This is a genomic window from Streptosporangium fragile (assembly GCF_039534445.1).
Taxonomy (GTDB): domain Bacteria; phylum Actinomycetota; class Actinomycetes; order Streptosporangiales; family Streptosporangiaceae; genus Streptosporangium; species Streptosporangium fragile.
On the sequence record NZ_BAAAVI010000120.1, the window covers coordinates 1 to 14,708 of the forward strand.

At 72.9% G+C, this 14,708-nt stretch carries 14 protein-coding genes and 1 pseudogene; 7 read left to right on the forward strand and 8 right to left on the reverse strand.

Annotation, left to right across the window (positions count from 1 at the left end; all coding sequences use genetic code 11):
• The 3 genes and pseudogenes from ABD841_RS39020 to ABD841_RS39030 all read right to left on the reverse strand — a co-directional run.
• Positions 1–208 (reverse strand): annotated as a pseudogene (locus tag ABD841_RS39020) (serine/threonine protein kinase); the annotation flags it as partial.
• A gap of 689 nt (positions 209–897) precedes the next feature.
• Entirely contained in the window at positions 898–1,176 is a 279-nt protein-coding gene (gene pspAA, locus ABD841_RS39025; RefSeq protein WP_344982096.1) for a PspA-associated protein PspAA, read from the reverse strand.
• Positions 1,173–2,003, reverse strand: a complete 831-nt coding sequence (locus ABD841_RS39030) for a PspA/IM30 family protein (protein WP_344982097.1) — start codon at positions 2,001–2,003, stop codon at positions 1,173–1,175. The genes pspAA and ABD841_RS39030 overlap by 4 nt, the downstream gene beginning before the upstream one ends.
• Positions 2,004–2,213: 210 nt before the next feature.
• On the opposite strand from ABD841_RS39030, the gene ABD841_RS39035 reads away from it, so the two are divergent.
• Positions 2,214–2,759 carry a DUF3043 domain-containing protein gene (locus ABD841_RS39035; RefSeq protein WP_344982098.1) on the forward strand — a complete coding sequence of 182 codons (546 nt, stop codon included), beginning with the start codon at positions 2,214–2,216 and terminating at the stop codon, positions 2,757–2,759.
• Between the two features lie 455 nt (positions 2,760–3,214).
• Here ABD841_RS39035 and ABD841_RS39040 read toward each other — a convergent pair whose 3' ends face one another.
• Positions 3,215–4,294 (reverse strand): SMI1/KNR4 family protein, encoded by a 1,080-nt coding sequence (locus ABD841_RS39040; RefSeq protein WP_344982099.1) that lies wholly within the window; start codon positions 4,292–4,294, stop codon positions 3,215–3,217.
• 622 nt (positions 4,295–4,916) lie between these two features.
• Between ABD841_RS39040 and ABD841_RS39045 the strand changes: the two genes are divergently transcribed.
• Positions 4,917–5,915 carry an aldo/keto reductase family protein gene (locus ABD841_RS39045; RefSeq protein WP_344982100.1) on the forward strand — a complete coding sequence of 333 codons (999 nt, stop codon included), beginning with the start codon at positions 4,917–4,919 and terminating at the stop codon, positions 5,913–5,915.
• A gap of 178 nt (positions 5,916–6,093) precedes the next feature.
• Here ABD841_RS39045 and ABD841_RS39050 read toward each other — a convergent pair whose 3' ends face one another.
• Positions 6,094–6,300, reverse strand: a complete 207-nt coding sequence (locus ABD841_RS39050) for a hypothetical protein (protein WP_344982101.1) — start codon at positions 6,298–6,300, stop codon at positions 6,094–6,096.
• A 194-nt stretch (positions 6,301–6,494) separates the two neighbouring features.
• Here ABD841_RS39050 and ABD841_RS39055 point away from each other — a divergent pair, with 194 nt between their 5' ends.
• Both ABD841_RS39055 and ABD841_RS39060 read left to right on the forward strand, forming a co-directional pair.
• Positions 6,495–7,553 (forward strand): bifunctional adenosylcobinamide kinase/adenosylcobinamide-phosphate guanylyltransferase, encoded by a 1,059-nt coding sequence (locus tag ABD841_RS39055; RefSeq protein WP_344982102.1) that lies wholly within the window; start codon positions 6,495–6,497, stop codon positions 7,551–7,553.
• A gap of 29 nt (positions 7,554–7,582) precedes the next feature.
• The gene (locus tag ABD841_RS39060) at positions 7,583–8,569 is read left to right on the forward strand and encodes an adenosylcobinamide-GDP ribazoletransferase (protein WP_344982103.1); all 987 of its coding nucleotides are present in this window, start codon (positions 7,583–7,585) and stop codon (positions 8,567–8,569) included.
• 49 nt (positions 8,570–8,618) lie between these two features.
• Here ABD841_RS39060 and ABD841_RS39065 read toward each other — a convergent pair whose 3' ends face one another.
• From ABD841_RS39065 to ABD841_RS39075, 3 genes are all read right to left on the reverse strand, one after another.
• Complete coding sequence (locus ABD841_RS39065) at positions 8,619–9,557, reverse strand: CPBP family intramembrane glutamic endopeptidase (RefSeq protein WP_344982104.1); 939 nt, start codon at positions 9,555–9,557, stop codon at positions 8,619–8,621.
• A gap of 129 nt (positions 9,558–9,686) precedes the next feature.
• Entirely contained in the window at positions 9,687–10,685 is a 999-nt protein-coding gene (locus tag ABD841_RS39070) for an SdpI family protein (RefSeq protein WP_344982105.1), read from the reverse strand.
• 38 nt (positions 10,686–10,723) lie between these two features.
• A complete protein-coding gene (locus ABD841_RS39075) occupies positions 10,724–11,071 on the reverse strand; it encodes a GntR family transcriptional regulator (protein WP_344982106.1) in 348 nt (115 codons plus the stop codon).
• A 90-nt stretch (positions 11,072–11,161) separates the two neighbouring features.
• Between ABD841_RS39075 and ABD841_RS39080 the strand changes: the two genes are divergently transcribed.
• The 3 genes from ABD841_RS39080 to ABD841_RS39090 all read left to right on the forward strand — a co-directional run.
• Positions 11,162–12,694 (forward strand): leucyl aminopeptidase, encoded by a 1,533-nt coding sequence (locus ABD841_RS39080; RefSeq protein WP_344982107.1) that lies wholly within the window; start codon positions 11,162–11,164, stop codon positions 12,692–12,694.
• A gap of 204 nt (positions 12,695–12,898) precedes the next feature.
• Positions 12,899–14,278, forward strand: a complete 1,380-nt coding sequence (gene lpdA / locus ABD841_RS39085) for a dihydrolipoyl dehydrogenase (protein ID WP_344982108.1) — start codon at positions 12,899–12,901, stop codon at positions 14,276–14,278.
• A gap of 35 nt (positions 14,279–14,313) precedes the next feature.
• The coding region (locus ABD841_RS39090) for a biotin/lipoyl-containing protein (RefSeq protein WP_344982109.1) at positions 14,314–14,708 on the forward strand (395 nt) is incomplete at its 3' end.

Sequence of the window (14,708 nt, forward strand, 5' to 3'; positions counted from 1 at the left end):
GGGTGGTGCTGACCTCGCGGACGAAGCGCTCCATGGCCTCCGCGTCCTGCGTGAGATCGGCGCGGAGCAGCTTGACCGCGACGCGGGCTCCGGTCGGCGAGACACCCAGGTAGACCGTCCCCTGGCCGCCCTCACCGAGGCGCGCGGTGAGCCGGTACTCCCGTACGTGCTCGGGGTCCCCAGGCCGCAAGGACGCCAGGTCCGCCATGACCACACCCTCTCCTGTGACTCCTGCGACGATTCCTGGGACCATTGTGGGGGCAAAGGGTCACAGGACGTGCATCAACTGACAACTCGGACGGTCACGAATGGCGCGTTCCACCCCCCTGTACCGCTGTGCGTCCCAGCTCAGCAGCCGGGCGCGCACCGGCGGGGAACCACGGCGGCCGACGCCCCCTCCCGGCGCACCACGCAGACCCTGTGTCCGGGCCAGACCGGGGGTCGCTGCCGAGCCGCTCCAGGCGCCGTCGGAGAGGCGAGCGGCTCGCGAACGCGTCCGGACCGCGTTCCCCGCCCGCGGCTCGGGCATGTCGGCCGGGACGCGGAGCCGGGCGGGCATGCCGTACGGCCCGGGGTCTACGGCGGGAACACCGCACGTCCGCGTATCAGGGAGAGCACGGCGCGGACGTGACGAGGGCTCTGCCGGTCGACCCCCGTCGGCCGACACCCGGTGCCGTCGCCGGGCACGGCACGTCCCGCCGTGTTTCTCCCGCTTCCACCGCTTCCCCCGCAGAACAGATCCGGCAGATCCCACTCGGCCGTCGCGGAACACCCGCCCCCTACCGGGCCGGACCGGCGAAACACGGAAGGCCCCCTCCCCGCCACCGGAGGATGTCCGGTGGGCACCATGGCACCGGTCGGGTCCGGGGCGAACCGGGCTCACGCCCGGCGCCGGAGCTAGCCGGGGATCAGCCCTTCGTTGCCGAGCATCTCCCGCACCTCGTCCATGGAGGCGTCGGCCGGCGGCAGAATCAGCTCGGAGGACGCCAGGCTGTCGTCCGGCAGCGCCTTGCCGACGTGGCGGACCTTGTCGAGCAGGGCGTGCAGCCGCTCCCGGAAGGCGCCCTCCTCACCCGCCTCGATGGCGGCCTCCAGCTCGGTGTCCAGGGCGTTGAGCACGGCGAGGTCGGCTTGAGCGATCTCGACCTGCCCCTCCCCCATGATGCGGACGATCACAAGCCCTCCCCCGGCTGCCGGTATTGCTGGGTGGGGTTCGAGGGAGCCTGCTGCGGCTGCTGATACTGCTGGGGCTGCTGCTGGGGCTGCCCCGGACCGGACTCGATGGCGCCCTGCGGCGCGGGGCCCTGACCGAGCTCGGCCTTCATACGGGCGATCTCCAGCTCCACGTCGTGCCCGCCGCCCATGCGGTCGAGCTCGGCCTGGATGTCGTCACCGCGCTGCCCGCTGAAGTCGTCGAGCGCGCCGCTGGCCAGCAGCTCGTCGATGGCACCCGCGCGGGCCTGCATGGCGGCCGTCTTGTCCTCGGCCCGCTGGATCGCCAGGCCGACGTCGCCCATCTCCTCGGAGATGCCGGAGAACGCCTCGTTGATCCGCGTCTGAGCCTCGGCCGCGGTGTAGGTGGCCTTGATGGTCTCCTTGCGCGTACGGAAGGCGTCGACCTTGGCCTGCAGCCGGTGGGAGGCGGTGGTGAGCTTCTCCTCCTCGGCCTGCAGGTTGTCGTGCTGCACACGCAGGTCGGCGATCTGGGTCTGCAGACTGCTCCGGCGGGTCAGCGCCTCGCGGGCGAGATCCTCACGGCCGACGCCGAGCGCCTTGCGCCCCTGCTCCTCAAGCTTGCGCGACTGGGCCTCAAGCTGGTTGATCTGAAGCTCCACCCGCTTGCGCGAGGTGGCGACATCGGCCACGCCCCGACGCACCTTCTGCAGCAGCTCCAGCTGACGCTGATAGGAGTAGTCAAGCGTTTCGCGAGGATCCTCCATCTTGTCCAACGCGTTGTTCGCCTTGGACCTGAAGATCAGCGAAAGTCTCTTCATCACGCTCATGCGCGTCGGCCGTCCCCTTCTTCACGTGCGCTTCGGGCCACCCCAAGTGAGTCCAGCCCCCGAAAAAGCACCGGAGCCACCATAAGGTTCACCCTACGCATAACGAGCGGGGGCGTCACTAAGTTGCAGTCCCGGTAGGCTGGCGATGTGTTCCGACGTACCCAGACCACCGCGGACGACTCCCCCACCTCCGCTAACGATCCTAAGCCTGTGGGCAAGGGGCGTCCCACACCCAAGCGGCGGGACGCCGAGGGTCGTCGCCGCCAGCCGGTGAACGCCCCCCAGAACCGCAAAGAGGCCTACCGGCAGCTCCGCGAGCGCCAGACCCAAGAACGCGCCAAGGCGCGCGAGGGCATGCTCCGCGGCGACGAGCGCTACTTCCCGGCCCGTGACCGGGGGCCCGCCAGGAAGTTCGCGCGCGACTGGGTCGACTCGCGCCGCGTCGTCAGCCAGTACTTCCTGCCGTTCTCGATCCTCATCCTGCTGCTCACCTGGATCCCCTTCCCGGTGCAGATCCGCGGCTACGTCTACATCGCGGTCATCACGATCGGCTGGCCGGTCATGATGGTCGGCGTGCTGCTCACCTCGGTCTGGGTGTCGTGGAAGGTCAAGAAGCTCGTGGCCGAGAAGTTCCCCGGGGAGAACACCAGGGGCGTCGGCTTCTACGCGGCCATGCGCGCGCTGCAGATCCGCAAGCTGCGCTTCCCGCCCCCGACCGTCCTCCCGGGCGGCAAACCCGTCCCGCCGAAACAGTAGGCCCCCCGGAACCAGAAGAGAACCTTCCGGACACGGGACACAAGCCTTCCGGGCACCGGCGCGAGACGCCGTCGAGACCCCGCCCCTCCACCTCGGAGTGGCGGGGTCTCGCACGTCCGGGGCCTGACCCCGTACGTCTCTGGCCTGATCCCGTACGTCTCTGGCCCGGCCTCGCGCCTTCGCGCCCTCCAGGCCTGATCGGGGAGGCCGGGATCCCCGCTCCCGGGAGAGGCTCAGGTCCGCCCGGTCGGGGCCCCTTCCCGACCTCGGGATCCCAGCTCCCGGGAGAGGCACGGCACGGCGCCCCGACCGGTCGGGGCAGGGATCCCCGGATCGCCGAGGGCGTCTCACCGGATCGGCCGAGGTCCTCCGGATCGCCGGGGGCATCTCGCCGGATCGGCCGAGGCCGGGAACCACCCTCTCCGATCAGGACGGAGAGCTGGGGCACCCGCCGGTCAGGACGGGGCCCCGACTCCTGTGGTCTCCCACCTCAACACGCCGTCGGCGACTCCCGGCTTCCAGTGGCCCACGGACCCACCGGTCTCCAGAGCGTCGGCCGTCGCCTTCAGCAGGGCGTAGTAGGAGCGGATCCTGATCCCGCCGGGCGTGAAGCTCATGCCGCTCTCATGGTCGGCATCTCCCACGTCGCGTCTGATCGAATCGATCACGAGGTGGTCGCCGCTCCCGTCGACGCCGAACGGAATCATCCGCCCGTCCCACCGGTCCGCACGCGGATCGGCTCCCTCACCGCCGTCGGCCTCACCGTCGGTCCCGCACAGTTGCCGCCAGGTGTCGCGGATCCCGCGGACGCCGAGGCTCCCGTTGCCCAGGAAGCCGAACGGCTGGACCTGTCCGAGGGAGACCGCCCCGTCATGGCGGAGCAGCGAGGCGCGCAGGTCGTCGGGGAAGCGCAGGCCCATCTGCGCCTCGGCGATCGCGATCGTCCGGGCCCGGCCGGGCCCGGCCAGCGTGCGGTGGGTTTCGGGGGCGTTGGCCCGCAGCCATCGCTCGATTCGCAGCCACTGCCGGTTGACCGCCCGGGTCACCCTCGGGCTGACGGGCCGCACCCTCGGCGTGCCGACGCGCGGGTGGCAGTCCTCGTCCCGAACCTGGGCGGCCGTGAGACCGTCCCCCGGTGAGGGCGCCGGGGTCGGGGTCCGGGGACGGTCCGGGGGCTGGGTGTACAGGCGCAGCCCGGGACCGCACTCGCCGTCGCGCGGGGCGTCCGCCGGGTACCGCTCCGGGCCTTGCGGGAAGCACGGATCGACGACTCCGCGCGCTTCCCCGACGGGGTCCGCCGCCTGCGTGTCCGGTCCCTTGGAGAAGGCCGCGGTCCCCAGCAGCTGGGCACCGAAGAGCAGCACGCACAGCCCGAGCCCGACCGCGCCCCAGCGGAGCAGACGGCGGCGGGCTGCCTCGCTCGAGGACTGCGGCGCCGGGGCGCCGGGGGTGCGCCCGGGGGTGCGCCCGGGGGCGTCGACGGCGGGCGCGCCCGAAGCGGGTACGGGCGGCCGCTCCGCCGCGGACCGCCGCACGGCCCCGGTACCAACTCCCGCACCGCCCTCGGCCCCGGCTTCTACGCCATCCTCGGCCCCGGAACCACCAGCCCCCGCCCGAACCTCGACTCCGGCACCAGCTCCCGCACCGCCCTCGGCCCCGGCACCGGCTCCTACGCCATCCTCAGCCCCAAGACCACCAGCCCCCACGCCGCCCTCGGCCCCAGTACCGGCTCCCGTGCCGAGGGAACCCTTGGCCACGGCCCCTCTCCTGGCGGCGGGAAAACCCCTGACGGCGACCGCCGCCCGGGGTCCACTCCCCGCTCGGGGCCCGGTCACCGATCCGTTCCCGCCCCCGGCCCCTGCTCTGGAGGCGCCCTTGGCCACAGCCCCCGCCCTGGCGACGGGGAAAGTCCTGGTGGCGACCCCGGTCCGGGCCCCGAGCCCGGCCCCCGATCCGGAAGCGGCGGGCGACCTCCGGGCCGGTGAGACCGTCCGGGGGCCGTACGGGCGCCGACGCAGGCGCGCGACGGCCACGACGATCGCCGCCGCCGCAACGGCGGCGAACACGAGCCGGAACCAGCGAGAGGTGATCAACCGCGACACGCCGGGCAGAGTATCCCGAATCGGTCCGTGCCATGGCGCCTACTAGGGTCGAGCCATGGAATTCCGCCATCTTGGCCGGAGCGGTCTCATGGTCAGCGAGATCAGCTACGGCAACTGGATCACTCACGGTTCCCAGGTCGAGGAGGACGCTGCCAAGGAGTGCGTGCGGGCGGCGCTGGACGAGGGGATCACCACCTTCGACACCGCTGACGTGTACGCAGGCACCAAAGCGGAGGAAGTTCTCGGCCGCGCGCTCAAGGGCGTCCGCCGGGAGTCTCTGGAGATCTTCACCAAGGTCTACTGGCCGACCGGTCCCGGCCCCAACGACCGCGGCCTGTCGCGCAAGCACATCACCGAGTCCATCCACGGCTCGCTGCGCCGTCTGCAGACCGACTACGTCGACCTGTACCAGGCACACCGCTTCGACCACGAGACACCGCTGGAAGAGACCCTCAAGACCTTCGACGACCTCGTCCGGCAGGGCAAGGTCCTCTACGTCGGCGTCAGCGAGTGGAACGCCGAACAGATCGCGCAGGCGCTGAAGATCGCCGACGAGATGGGCTTCGACCGCCTGGTCTCCAACCAGCCGCAGTACTCGATGCTGTGGCGGGTCATCGAGGCCGAGGTCGTGCCGCTCTGCAAGAACGAGGGCGTCAGCCAGATCGTCTGGTCGCCGATCGCCCAGGGTGTGCTCACCGGCAAGTACCTGCCGGGCCAGCCGCCACCCGCGGGCTCCCGGGCCACGGACCCCTCCGGAGGGGCTTTCATCTCCCGGATGCTCGGCGACGACGTGCTCACCCGGGTCCAGAACCTCAGGCCGATCGCCGACGAACTGGGCCTGACCATGGCCCAGCTCGCGGTGGCCTGGGTGCTGCAGAACCCCAACGTGGCCTCCGCGATCATCGGCGCGACCAGGCCCGAGCAGGTGCGCGACAACGTCAAGGCCTCCGGTGTGAAGCTGGACGCCGAGGTGCTGACCAGGATCGACGACGTCCTCGGCCCGGTCGTCGAGCGCGACCCGGCCAAGACCGTCAGTCCGCCGAAGCGCCCGTGACCGCTGCCCGCGGCGCCGGGGCGGTCACGGACCGCCCACGGCGCGGAGGCCCCGCCCTTCGGAGCGGCCCTTCGGAGCGGTGAGGAGACCCGGAGGGATTCCGCGTGCCCGCCGCCCGGCGACGGCACACGCCGGGCGGCGGGAATCGGCTGACAGAGGCTTTCGCGGCCGGCGAATGTCAGTCCGGACGCAGCGACATGCTCTCGTACTCGACGCGGTCGCCCTCCAACAGGGTGACCGCTTCGACCCCGGCGGCCAGCAGCTCTCGCCAGCTCTCACCGAGCCACGACTCGGCATCGGCCTGGCTCGGGAACGTGTCCGACGGCGAAACACCATCGGTGATCTCGCCGCCGTTCGCGTTTTCATAACGCCAGTGCCACGTCATGCCATACGCTCCTTTTCGCGGATCCTGCCGGTGCCCCCTCGACAGCTCAGCGAACCCTACCTCTCCGAGGCATCCGAAGGTGACCAAGGGATAACGTTTGCCCGTCCCCGCCGCGCCGCCGCCCCCGAGGGCCCGCACGGCGCCGGCGTGCGGGCTCGCCGGGGTGACGTCGCCGCCCACCGTACGCTGCCGGTGTGAAGGTCCTGATCTCCGGCACGGCAGGTGCGGGCGGGTGGCCGGCGCCGGGCTGCGAGTGCGCCTCCTGCGCCCGCCTCGCCCCCGGCCACCGCCGCCCCACCTCGGTCGTCCTCGCAGACTCCGTGCGGCTTCCGCCCGCCGGACCGCTCCCGCCGGGCTACCGCGCCTCGGCCGGACCCGACGGCCTCGTCGTCACCACGCCGGGCGGCCGTCGCGTCCTGTACGCCGCCCCGCTTCCCTTCCCCGCCCCGGACGACGGACCGGCCACCCCGTACGGCGGGTGGGACGGGGAGGAAGGGGCGGTGAACCTGGCCCTGGTGGACGTGCTGGAACGGCCGGAGCGGCTGGGGGACCTGCGGCGGCGCGGCCTGGTCGGCACACGGACGCACGTGGTGGCCGTGGACGTCGACCACCGGGTGCCGTCCGGCGCCGAGCTGGCCCGGCGGGCCCGGCTGTGGGGGGTGCGCGTCGTGGCGGACGGGACGGTCCTCGACCTCGACGAGGCCCCGCCCGAACCGGACCCCTTCCCCCGCCGGACCCTGCTGCTCGGCGGCACCCGGTCCGGCAAGTCCGCCGAGGCCGAGCTGCGGCTGGCGGCCGAACCCGAGGTCCTGTACGTCGCGACCGGGCCGTCGGGTGAGGGCGACCCCGAGTGGCTGCGCCGGATCGAGACGCACCGGCGCCGCAGGCCCGCCCACTGGGACACGGCCGAGACCACCGACCTGGCCGGGCTGCTCGGGTCGGCCACCACCCCGCTGCTGGTCGACGGGCTCGGTACCTGGGTCGCCGCGGTGTTCGACGAGTGCGACGCCTGGTCCGGGGAGGACGGCCGCGACGCGGTCGCGGCCCGGTGCGACGAGCTGGTCGCGGCCTGGCGGCGGACGCGGGTCCGGGTGGTGGCGGTCTCCGACGAGGTCGGCCTCGGCGTGGTACCCGCCACCGCCGGCGGCCGGCTGTTCCGCGACGCCCTCGGCCGGCTGAACCAGCGCCTCGCCCGGGAGTCCGAGGACGTCGCCCTCGTCGTCGCCGGCCGTCTCCTCCCCCTTCCGGCCTGACGACCGGCGGCGGGCTACGATCGTCGGTCGTGTCTGACAGCCCGTCTCCGGAGACCCCGTCGACGTTCGCCGACGGGGTGCGTCTCGCGATCGGCACGCTCAGCGTCTTCCCGGTACGGCCCGGGGTGGTCGACCGCCGGGCCGGAGGAACCGCGATGGCGGTCGCCCCACTGGTGGGGGCGGCGATCGGGATCTGCGGCGGGCTGGTGCTCGCGGCGGCGCTGTGGCTGGGAATGACGCCGCTCGCGGCGTCGGTGCCGGCCGTCGCGACCGTGGCGCTGCTGACCCGGGGGCTGCATCTGGACGGGCTGGCCGACCTCGCCGACGGGCTGGGCAGCGGCAGGCCGGCAGAGCGCGCGCTGGAGATCATGAAACGCTCGGACATCGGCCCGTTCGGCGTGGTGACGTTGATCTTCACCGTACTGGTCCAGGTGACGGCCCTGGCGGAGGTGACCTCCACCGGGATGGGCCCGATCGCGTTGGTCGTGGCCTGCGCGGCCGGACGGCTGGCGCTCACCTGGGGCTGTCGCACGGGCATCCCGGCTGCCCGGCCCGACGGGCTCGGCGCCATGGTCGCGGGCACCGTGCGGCTGGGCGTCGCGGTGTTCGTCACCGCCCTGGTGCTCGCGGCGACCACGTTCCTGGCCCTCCTCGACCGCGACCCGGCCTTCGGCCCGTGGCTGTCCGACGCGCTCGGCCAGGCCGTTCTCGTCGACGGGCTCGTCGACGGCCGTTCCTGGGCGCCCGGGGAGGGCGACGAGATCGCCGAGGGGATCGGCTCCTCCTCCGGCTTCTTGGGATCCGCCCTGGCGGCCCGGGTGTCCCTGCCGGGGCCGGGAACACCGCAGGCCGTCTGGGGCCTGCCCGCGGCCGTGCTCGTGGGACTCCTGGCGGCCTGGGCGATGCGGCGCCGGGCCGTGCGGCGCCTCGGCGGCGTCACCGGGGACGTGCTCGGCGCTCTCGTCGAGATCGGCACGGCCGCAGCGCTGCTGGCGTGCGCCGTCCTCGTGGGCTGACGACCTCCTCGTGGGCTGACGGCTTTCGCCAAACCCGCGGTCTGTGATCTCAGACCGCCTCCGGGACGGGCCGCCCGACCGGCTTGAGCCTGAACAGCGCCGCGGAGACCGCGGCCACCAGCGCGCAGCCGACCATTCCGGTGATCCCGGCGACAACCAGGCTGGGCGGTTCCGCGGCGTCGCCGACGAGCAGGACGAGGGCCGCCGAGCCGTTGAGCGCGCCGTGGCCGACCGCCGCGGGCCAGACGCTGCCCGAGCGGAGGCGGAACCAGCCGAGCAGGGCGCCGAAGGCCACGCAGAAGACCGCGAACGCGGGAGCGGCCCACGCGCCCAGCTCGGGGTAGTTGTATCCGCGCAGGGTGATCGGGAAGTGCCACAGTCCCCAGATCAGGCCGGACACCAGCAGCGCCCGCCAGGTGCCGAGCGGCGCCAGCCGCGGCAGCAGCCAGCCCCGCCACCCCCACTCCTCGCCGAGGGCCGCGATCGTGTTGATCAGCGGGGCGATCAGGAAGGCCGACGCGACCTGCGCGGCGACCAGGACCCAGGGGTCCGCCGGGATCTCCTGCCCGGCGGAGACAGCCTGGAGGCTCTGCCGGAACAGGCTGAGCCCCCGCAGGTCGACGGAGAGCACCCCGACGGCGACGCTGAGCGCGATCGCCGCGATGACCAGCAGCGGGGTGCCGAGCCAGGCCACGGCGACGAGGGCGACGGTGCGCCCCCGGCGCTCCCCCAGGGTCAGGCCCGTGCTCCGGGCCCACTCTCGCCAGGTCGCGCCGGGCTCACCGCGCCTCCTGCCGGTCAGCCACACGGCGAGGACGCCGAACGTCGGCGTGAACATCATCGCCAGGGCGAGCAGCGAGAACACCGGCGAGCCGATCGGAAGGTCCGCCAGCCAGACCGGGAGGACGAACAGCCAGGACAGGCCAAATGAGACGAGCAGGAACAGCCACAGATCGGCCGGACGGCGGGATCCGCCATCTCCATGCATCGGGCATCTCCTTCCACGAGGTCTTCGCGGCGTGCGGGGAAACAGACAGGGCGGACCGGACAGGGGACGGAGTGGATGAGGGCGAGAGCGACCGGCGCCGGAGACGGGTCGGAGGCCGAAGGACCCGGATCACCGCCGGAGGGCGGGACCGGCGGAGGCTCCGGCGACCAGGGTGTTGAGCAGGGCCGCGCCGCTGGCGGCGTCGTCGATCGAGACGGTGAGCCGGCCACCGGAGACGTAGCCCACGACGAGGCACTCCCCGCCCCGGATCATGATCGTCGAAGCGCCGGGCAGGCCCCGCAGGCCCCAGCCGCCGACCTGGGCGGGGAACAGCTCCTCCGACCAGGCCCGCTCCACCTTCGCGAGCGGGATGCGCCTGCGGGGGTGGCGCAGCGGCCCGTAGGCGACGAGCAGGCCGTCGCCGGTGATCTGCACGTGCACCGAGCCGAAGGTCACCGCCGCGAGACCGGCTACGGCCGTGACCGCCGACGGGGGCAGGAGCGTGCGGTCACCGCCGATCAGCGTGAGCACGCAGAGGGCGATTCCCGAGGCCAGGAGTGCACCGCCGATCACGGTGAGCCAGCCGTTGCGCACCGAGGAGACCCACACGGCACGCTGGCCGTGGCGGAGCCGGATGCCGCGCACCGGGACGTCGGCCCGCGGCGGAGGCTCGTCGGGCCCGGGGCGGCCGGCGAGCGCGCCGAGGGCGCCGCCCGCGAGCAGCCCCGCGAGCGGCACCACCACGCCCCAGCCGAGGTGAGCGGCCTGCCGCCAGCCGGGGGCGTCGAGGTTGGCCCAGAGCGTGCTCGCCTGCAGGCCCACGAAGAAGAGGCCGACACCGCCGAGGAGGGCACCGATCCCCATACGGCCCGCCCGGCGCCGGAGCACCGCCGCGCGGCCGAGGGCGGGCGCGCAGGCGCCCACCGCGACCAGCGCCCACAGGCCCACGTCGAGCAGGAGCAGCGCGGCGAGCGGCATCGACCCGTCGGGGGCGCCGGACAGGCCCCAGTGGACGGCCACCGGGTCGGGCAGCCGGCTCCACAGCGTCAGCGGGGCGGCCACCAGGGCGGCGGTCACGAGCGCGAACCAGCCAGCGGCCGCGAAAAGGAAGCGGCCTCGCAGGCCCATGGCGGTCTCTCCTTCCGATGACCGGGCGCCCGGCCCGGTCAAGACAGTTCCCTGATGAGCTCGATGACGTCGTCGTGGCGGTAGCCGTACTGCACCGCCTCGGCGAGCAGGGACCGCAGTTTCTCCTCGATCACGCTGCGCGGATCGGGGCGGTTGAGCACGCTCACGCCGCGTCCGCGGCGGAACTCCAGCACTCCCTCGTCACGCAGGTCGCGCAGGGCGCGCAGCACGGTGTTGGCGTTGACGCCGAGCGCCGCGGCCACGTCACGGGCGGGCGGAAGCCGGTCGCCCGGAGCGTACGACCCCTCGGCGACGGCGCGCCTGATCGCCTCGGCGACCTGCTCGTGCAGCGGCCGGGGATCGTTCAGATCCAGGGTGAGCAACATAGTGCTAGCGACATTAGCACTATTTTCCGCGATGGTGCTACCTCGGATAGCACCATCTGGCCGGACGATTCGTAGGACGAACCCTCGTTTATGCGTACTGAGCAAGCCCGACTAGCATCGGCCTATGTGACCACTGTGCGGCTGAACCCAACAGACAACGCTGTCTCGTTCGACACCGACGCGCTGGTCGTCGGCGTCCACACCGGACCTGACGGCCCGCGGCCCGCCCCCGGGGCGGAGGGCCTCGACGAGGCGCTCGGCGGCAGGCTTGCCGCGACGCTCGGTGGTGTGGGCGTGAAGGGCAAGGCCGGAGAGGTCTCCAAGATCCCGACCTTCGGCGCGCTGACCGCGCCGCTCCTGGTCGTCGTCGGCCTGGGCGACGCCCCCGAGGGCGACTACGACGCCGAGGTCCTGCGCCGCGCCGCGGGCGCGGCGGTCCGCGCCCTGGCCGGCACCGCCCGGGTGGCGCTCGCCCTGCCCGCCGCCGGCGCGGAGCAGGCCGGAGCCGTCGCGCTGGGCGGCCTGCTCGGCGCCTACTCCTTCACCAAGTACCGCACCACCGGCGACACGACCGCCCCGGTGGACGAGCTGACCGTGCTGAGCGGCGCCGAGGGCGCCGAGGCCGCGGTCGAGCGCGCCCGCACCCTGGCCGAGTCGGTCTCCCTCGTGCGCGACCTGGTCAACACCCCGCCGTCCGACCTGTGGCCGGCCCGCTTCGCCGAGATCGCCGAGCAGCTGGGCGGTCAGGCCGGCCTGTCGGTCGAGGTCCTCGACGAGAAGGGCCTCAAGGAAGGCGGCTACGGCGGCATCCTCGCCGTCGGGCAGGGCTCGGCCAACCCGCCGCGGCTGGTCCGCCTCGCCTACAGCCACCCCGACGCCGCCAAGACGCTCGCCTTCGTCGGCAAGGGCATCACCTTCGACTCGGGCGGCCTGTCGCTCAAGCCGTCGGCCTCGATGGACTGGATGAAGTCCGACATGGGCGGCGCGGGCGCGGTCTTCGGCGCGCTCCTCGCGATCGCCAAGCTGGGCCTGAAGGTCAACGCGGTCGGCTACCTCTGCCTGGCGGAGAACATGCCGAGCGGCACCGCGCAGCGCCCCTCCGACGTGTTCACGAGCTTCGCGGGCAAGACCGTCGAGGTGCTCGACACCGACGCCGAGGGCCGCCTGGTGCTGATCGACGGCATCGCCCGCGCCGGGCAGGACGACCCGGACGTCATCGTCGACGTCGCCACGCTCACCGGCGCGCAGATCGTCGCGCTGGGCTGGCGGACGGCGGGCGTCATGGGCAACGACGACGGGCTGCGCGACGAGGTCGTCGCCGTGGCCGGCGAGCAGGGCGAGGCCGCCTGGGCCATGCCCCTGCCCGAGGAGCTGCGCAAGGGGCTCGACTCCCCGGTGGCCGACATCGCCAACCTGCACCCCGAGCGTTTCGGCGGCATGCTGACGGCGGCCATCTTCCTGCGGGAGTTCGTGCCCGACGGCGTCCGTTGGGCGCACATCGACATGGCCGGTCCCGCCTTCAACAAGGGCGAGGCCCACGGCTACACCCCGAAGGGCGGCACCGGGGCGATCACCCGGACGCTCATCGGCCTCGCCGAGCGCTACGCGGGCCTGACGTCGTAGTCGTCGGCCGCGCAAGCGGGTCACACACGGCGTAGACAAATGAAAAGATGCGGTTGCCGGGGTCAGGCCAAGAGCGGACGCCGGCGCAGCGTCGAGCCTGGCCCGACGGCGCCGTGGATACGATCAAGGATCCGCGCGGCCGGCGAGGGCCCGGACAGGGCGCGACCGTGAACACGGTATTCCGATCCGACAAGGAGCTTTCCTGTGGCTGATGGCAGCGGCCCCTACGACATCGTCGTCCTGGGTGGCGGTAGCGGTGGGTACGCCTGCGCTCTGCGGGCGGCCGAGCTGGGCAAGACGGTCGTGCTGATCGAGAAGGACAAGATCGGCGGCACCTGCCTGCACCGGGGGTGCATCCCCACCAAGGCCCTCCTGCACTCCGCGGAGGTGGCCGACGAGACCCGGGAAAGCGCGACCTACGGTGTCAAGGCCCGCTTCGAGGGCATCGACGTGCCCTCGGTCCACGCGTTCAAGGACAAGATCGTCAGCCGCGCCTGGCGGGGCGTGCAGGGCCTGCTCAAGAGCAAGGGCATCACGATCGTCGAGGGTGAGGGCCGTCTCGCGGGCCCGAACCGGGTGGCCGTCGGCTCCGACGTCTACGAGGGCCGCAACATCGTGCTGGCCACGGGTTCGGCGCCCAAGTCGCTGCCCGGCCTGGACATCGACGGCGAGCGGGTCATCACCAGCGAGCACGCGCTCAGGCTCGACCGGGTGCCCACCTCGGTGATCGTCCTGGGCGGCGGCGTCATCGGCGTGGAGTTCGCCAGCATCTGGCGTTCCTTCGGCGCCGAGGTGACCATCGTCGAGGCCCTGCCGCACCTGCTCCCGCTGGAGGAGGAGTCCAGCTCCAAGCTGCTGGAGCGCTCCTTCCGCCGCCGCGGCATCAAGCAGGAGCTGGGTGTCTTCTTCGACGGCGTCAAGACCACCGACACCGGCGTGGTCGTCACCCTGGCCAACGGCAAGACCCTCGACGCCGAGCTGCTGCTCGTGGCGGTCGGGCGCGGCGCCGTCACCGCCGGCATGGGCTTCGAGGAGGCGGGCGTCGCGATCGAGCGCGGCACCGTCGTGGTGAACGAGTTCTGCCAGACCAGCGTCCCGGGCGTGTACGCGGTCGGCGACCTCATCCCCACCCTGCAGCTCGCCCACGCGGGCTTCGCCGAGGGCATCCTGGTGGCCGAGCACATCGCCGGCCTGAACCCCGTGCCGATCGACTACGACGGCGTGCCGCGGATCACCTACTCCGACCCCGAGGTCGCCTCGGTGGGGATCACCTCCGCGCAGGCCAGGGAGCGCGGCCACGAGATCGTCGAGTTCACCTACGACCTCGCGGGCAACCCCAAGAGCCAGATCCTGCAGACGCAGGGTGCGGTCAAGGTCATCGCCCAGAAGGACGGCCCGGTGCTCGGCGTCCACATGGTCGGCCGCCGCATCGGCGAGCTCGTGACCGAGGGGCAGCTGATCTACAACTGGGAGGCGCTCCCCTCCGAGGTGGCGCAGCTCATCCACGCGCACCCCACCCAGTCCGAGGCCGTCGGCGAGGCGATGCTGGCGCTGGCCGGCAAGCCCCTGCACGTCCACAACTAACGTAAGCCCTCACCGGAACGCGAGAGAAGACACCAATGCCGAAGTCCGTACAGATGCCCCAGCTCGGTGAGAGCGTCACGGAGGGCACCGTCACCCGTTGGCTGAAGAAGGAGGGCGAGCGCGTCGAGGCCGACGAGCCGCTTCTCGAGGTCTCCACCGACAAGGTCGACACCGAGATCCCGTCGCCCGCGGCGGGCATCCTCACCAAGATCGTCGTGGCCGAGGACGAGACCGTCGAGGTGGGCGCCGAGCTCGCCATCATCGACGAGAATGCCACCGAGGGCGCCGCTCCGGCCCCGGCGGCGGCGCCGGCCCCCGAGCCGGAGCCCGAGCCCGCCCCGGCCCCGCAGCCGGCGCAGCCGATCTCCTCGATCCCGCAGCCCGCGCCCCAGGCCGCTCCGGCCCCGGCCTCGGCGCCCGCCCCGGCCAC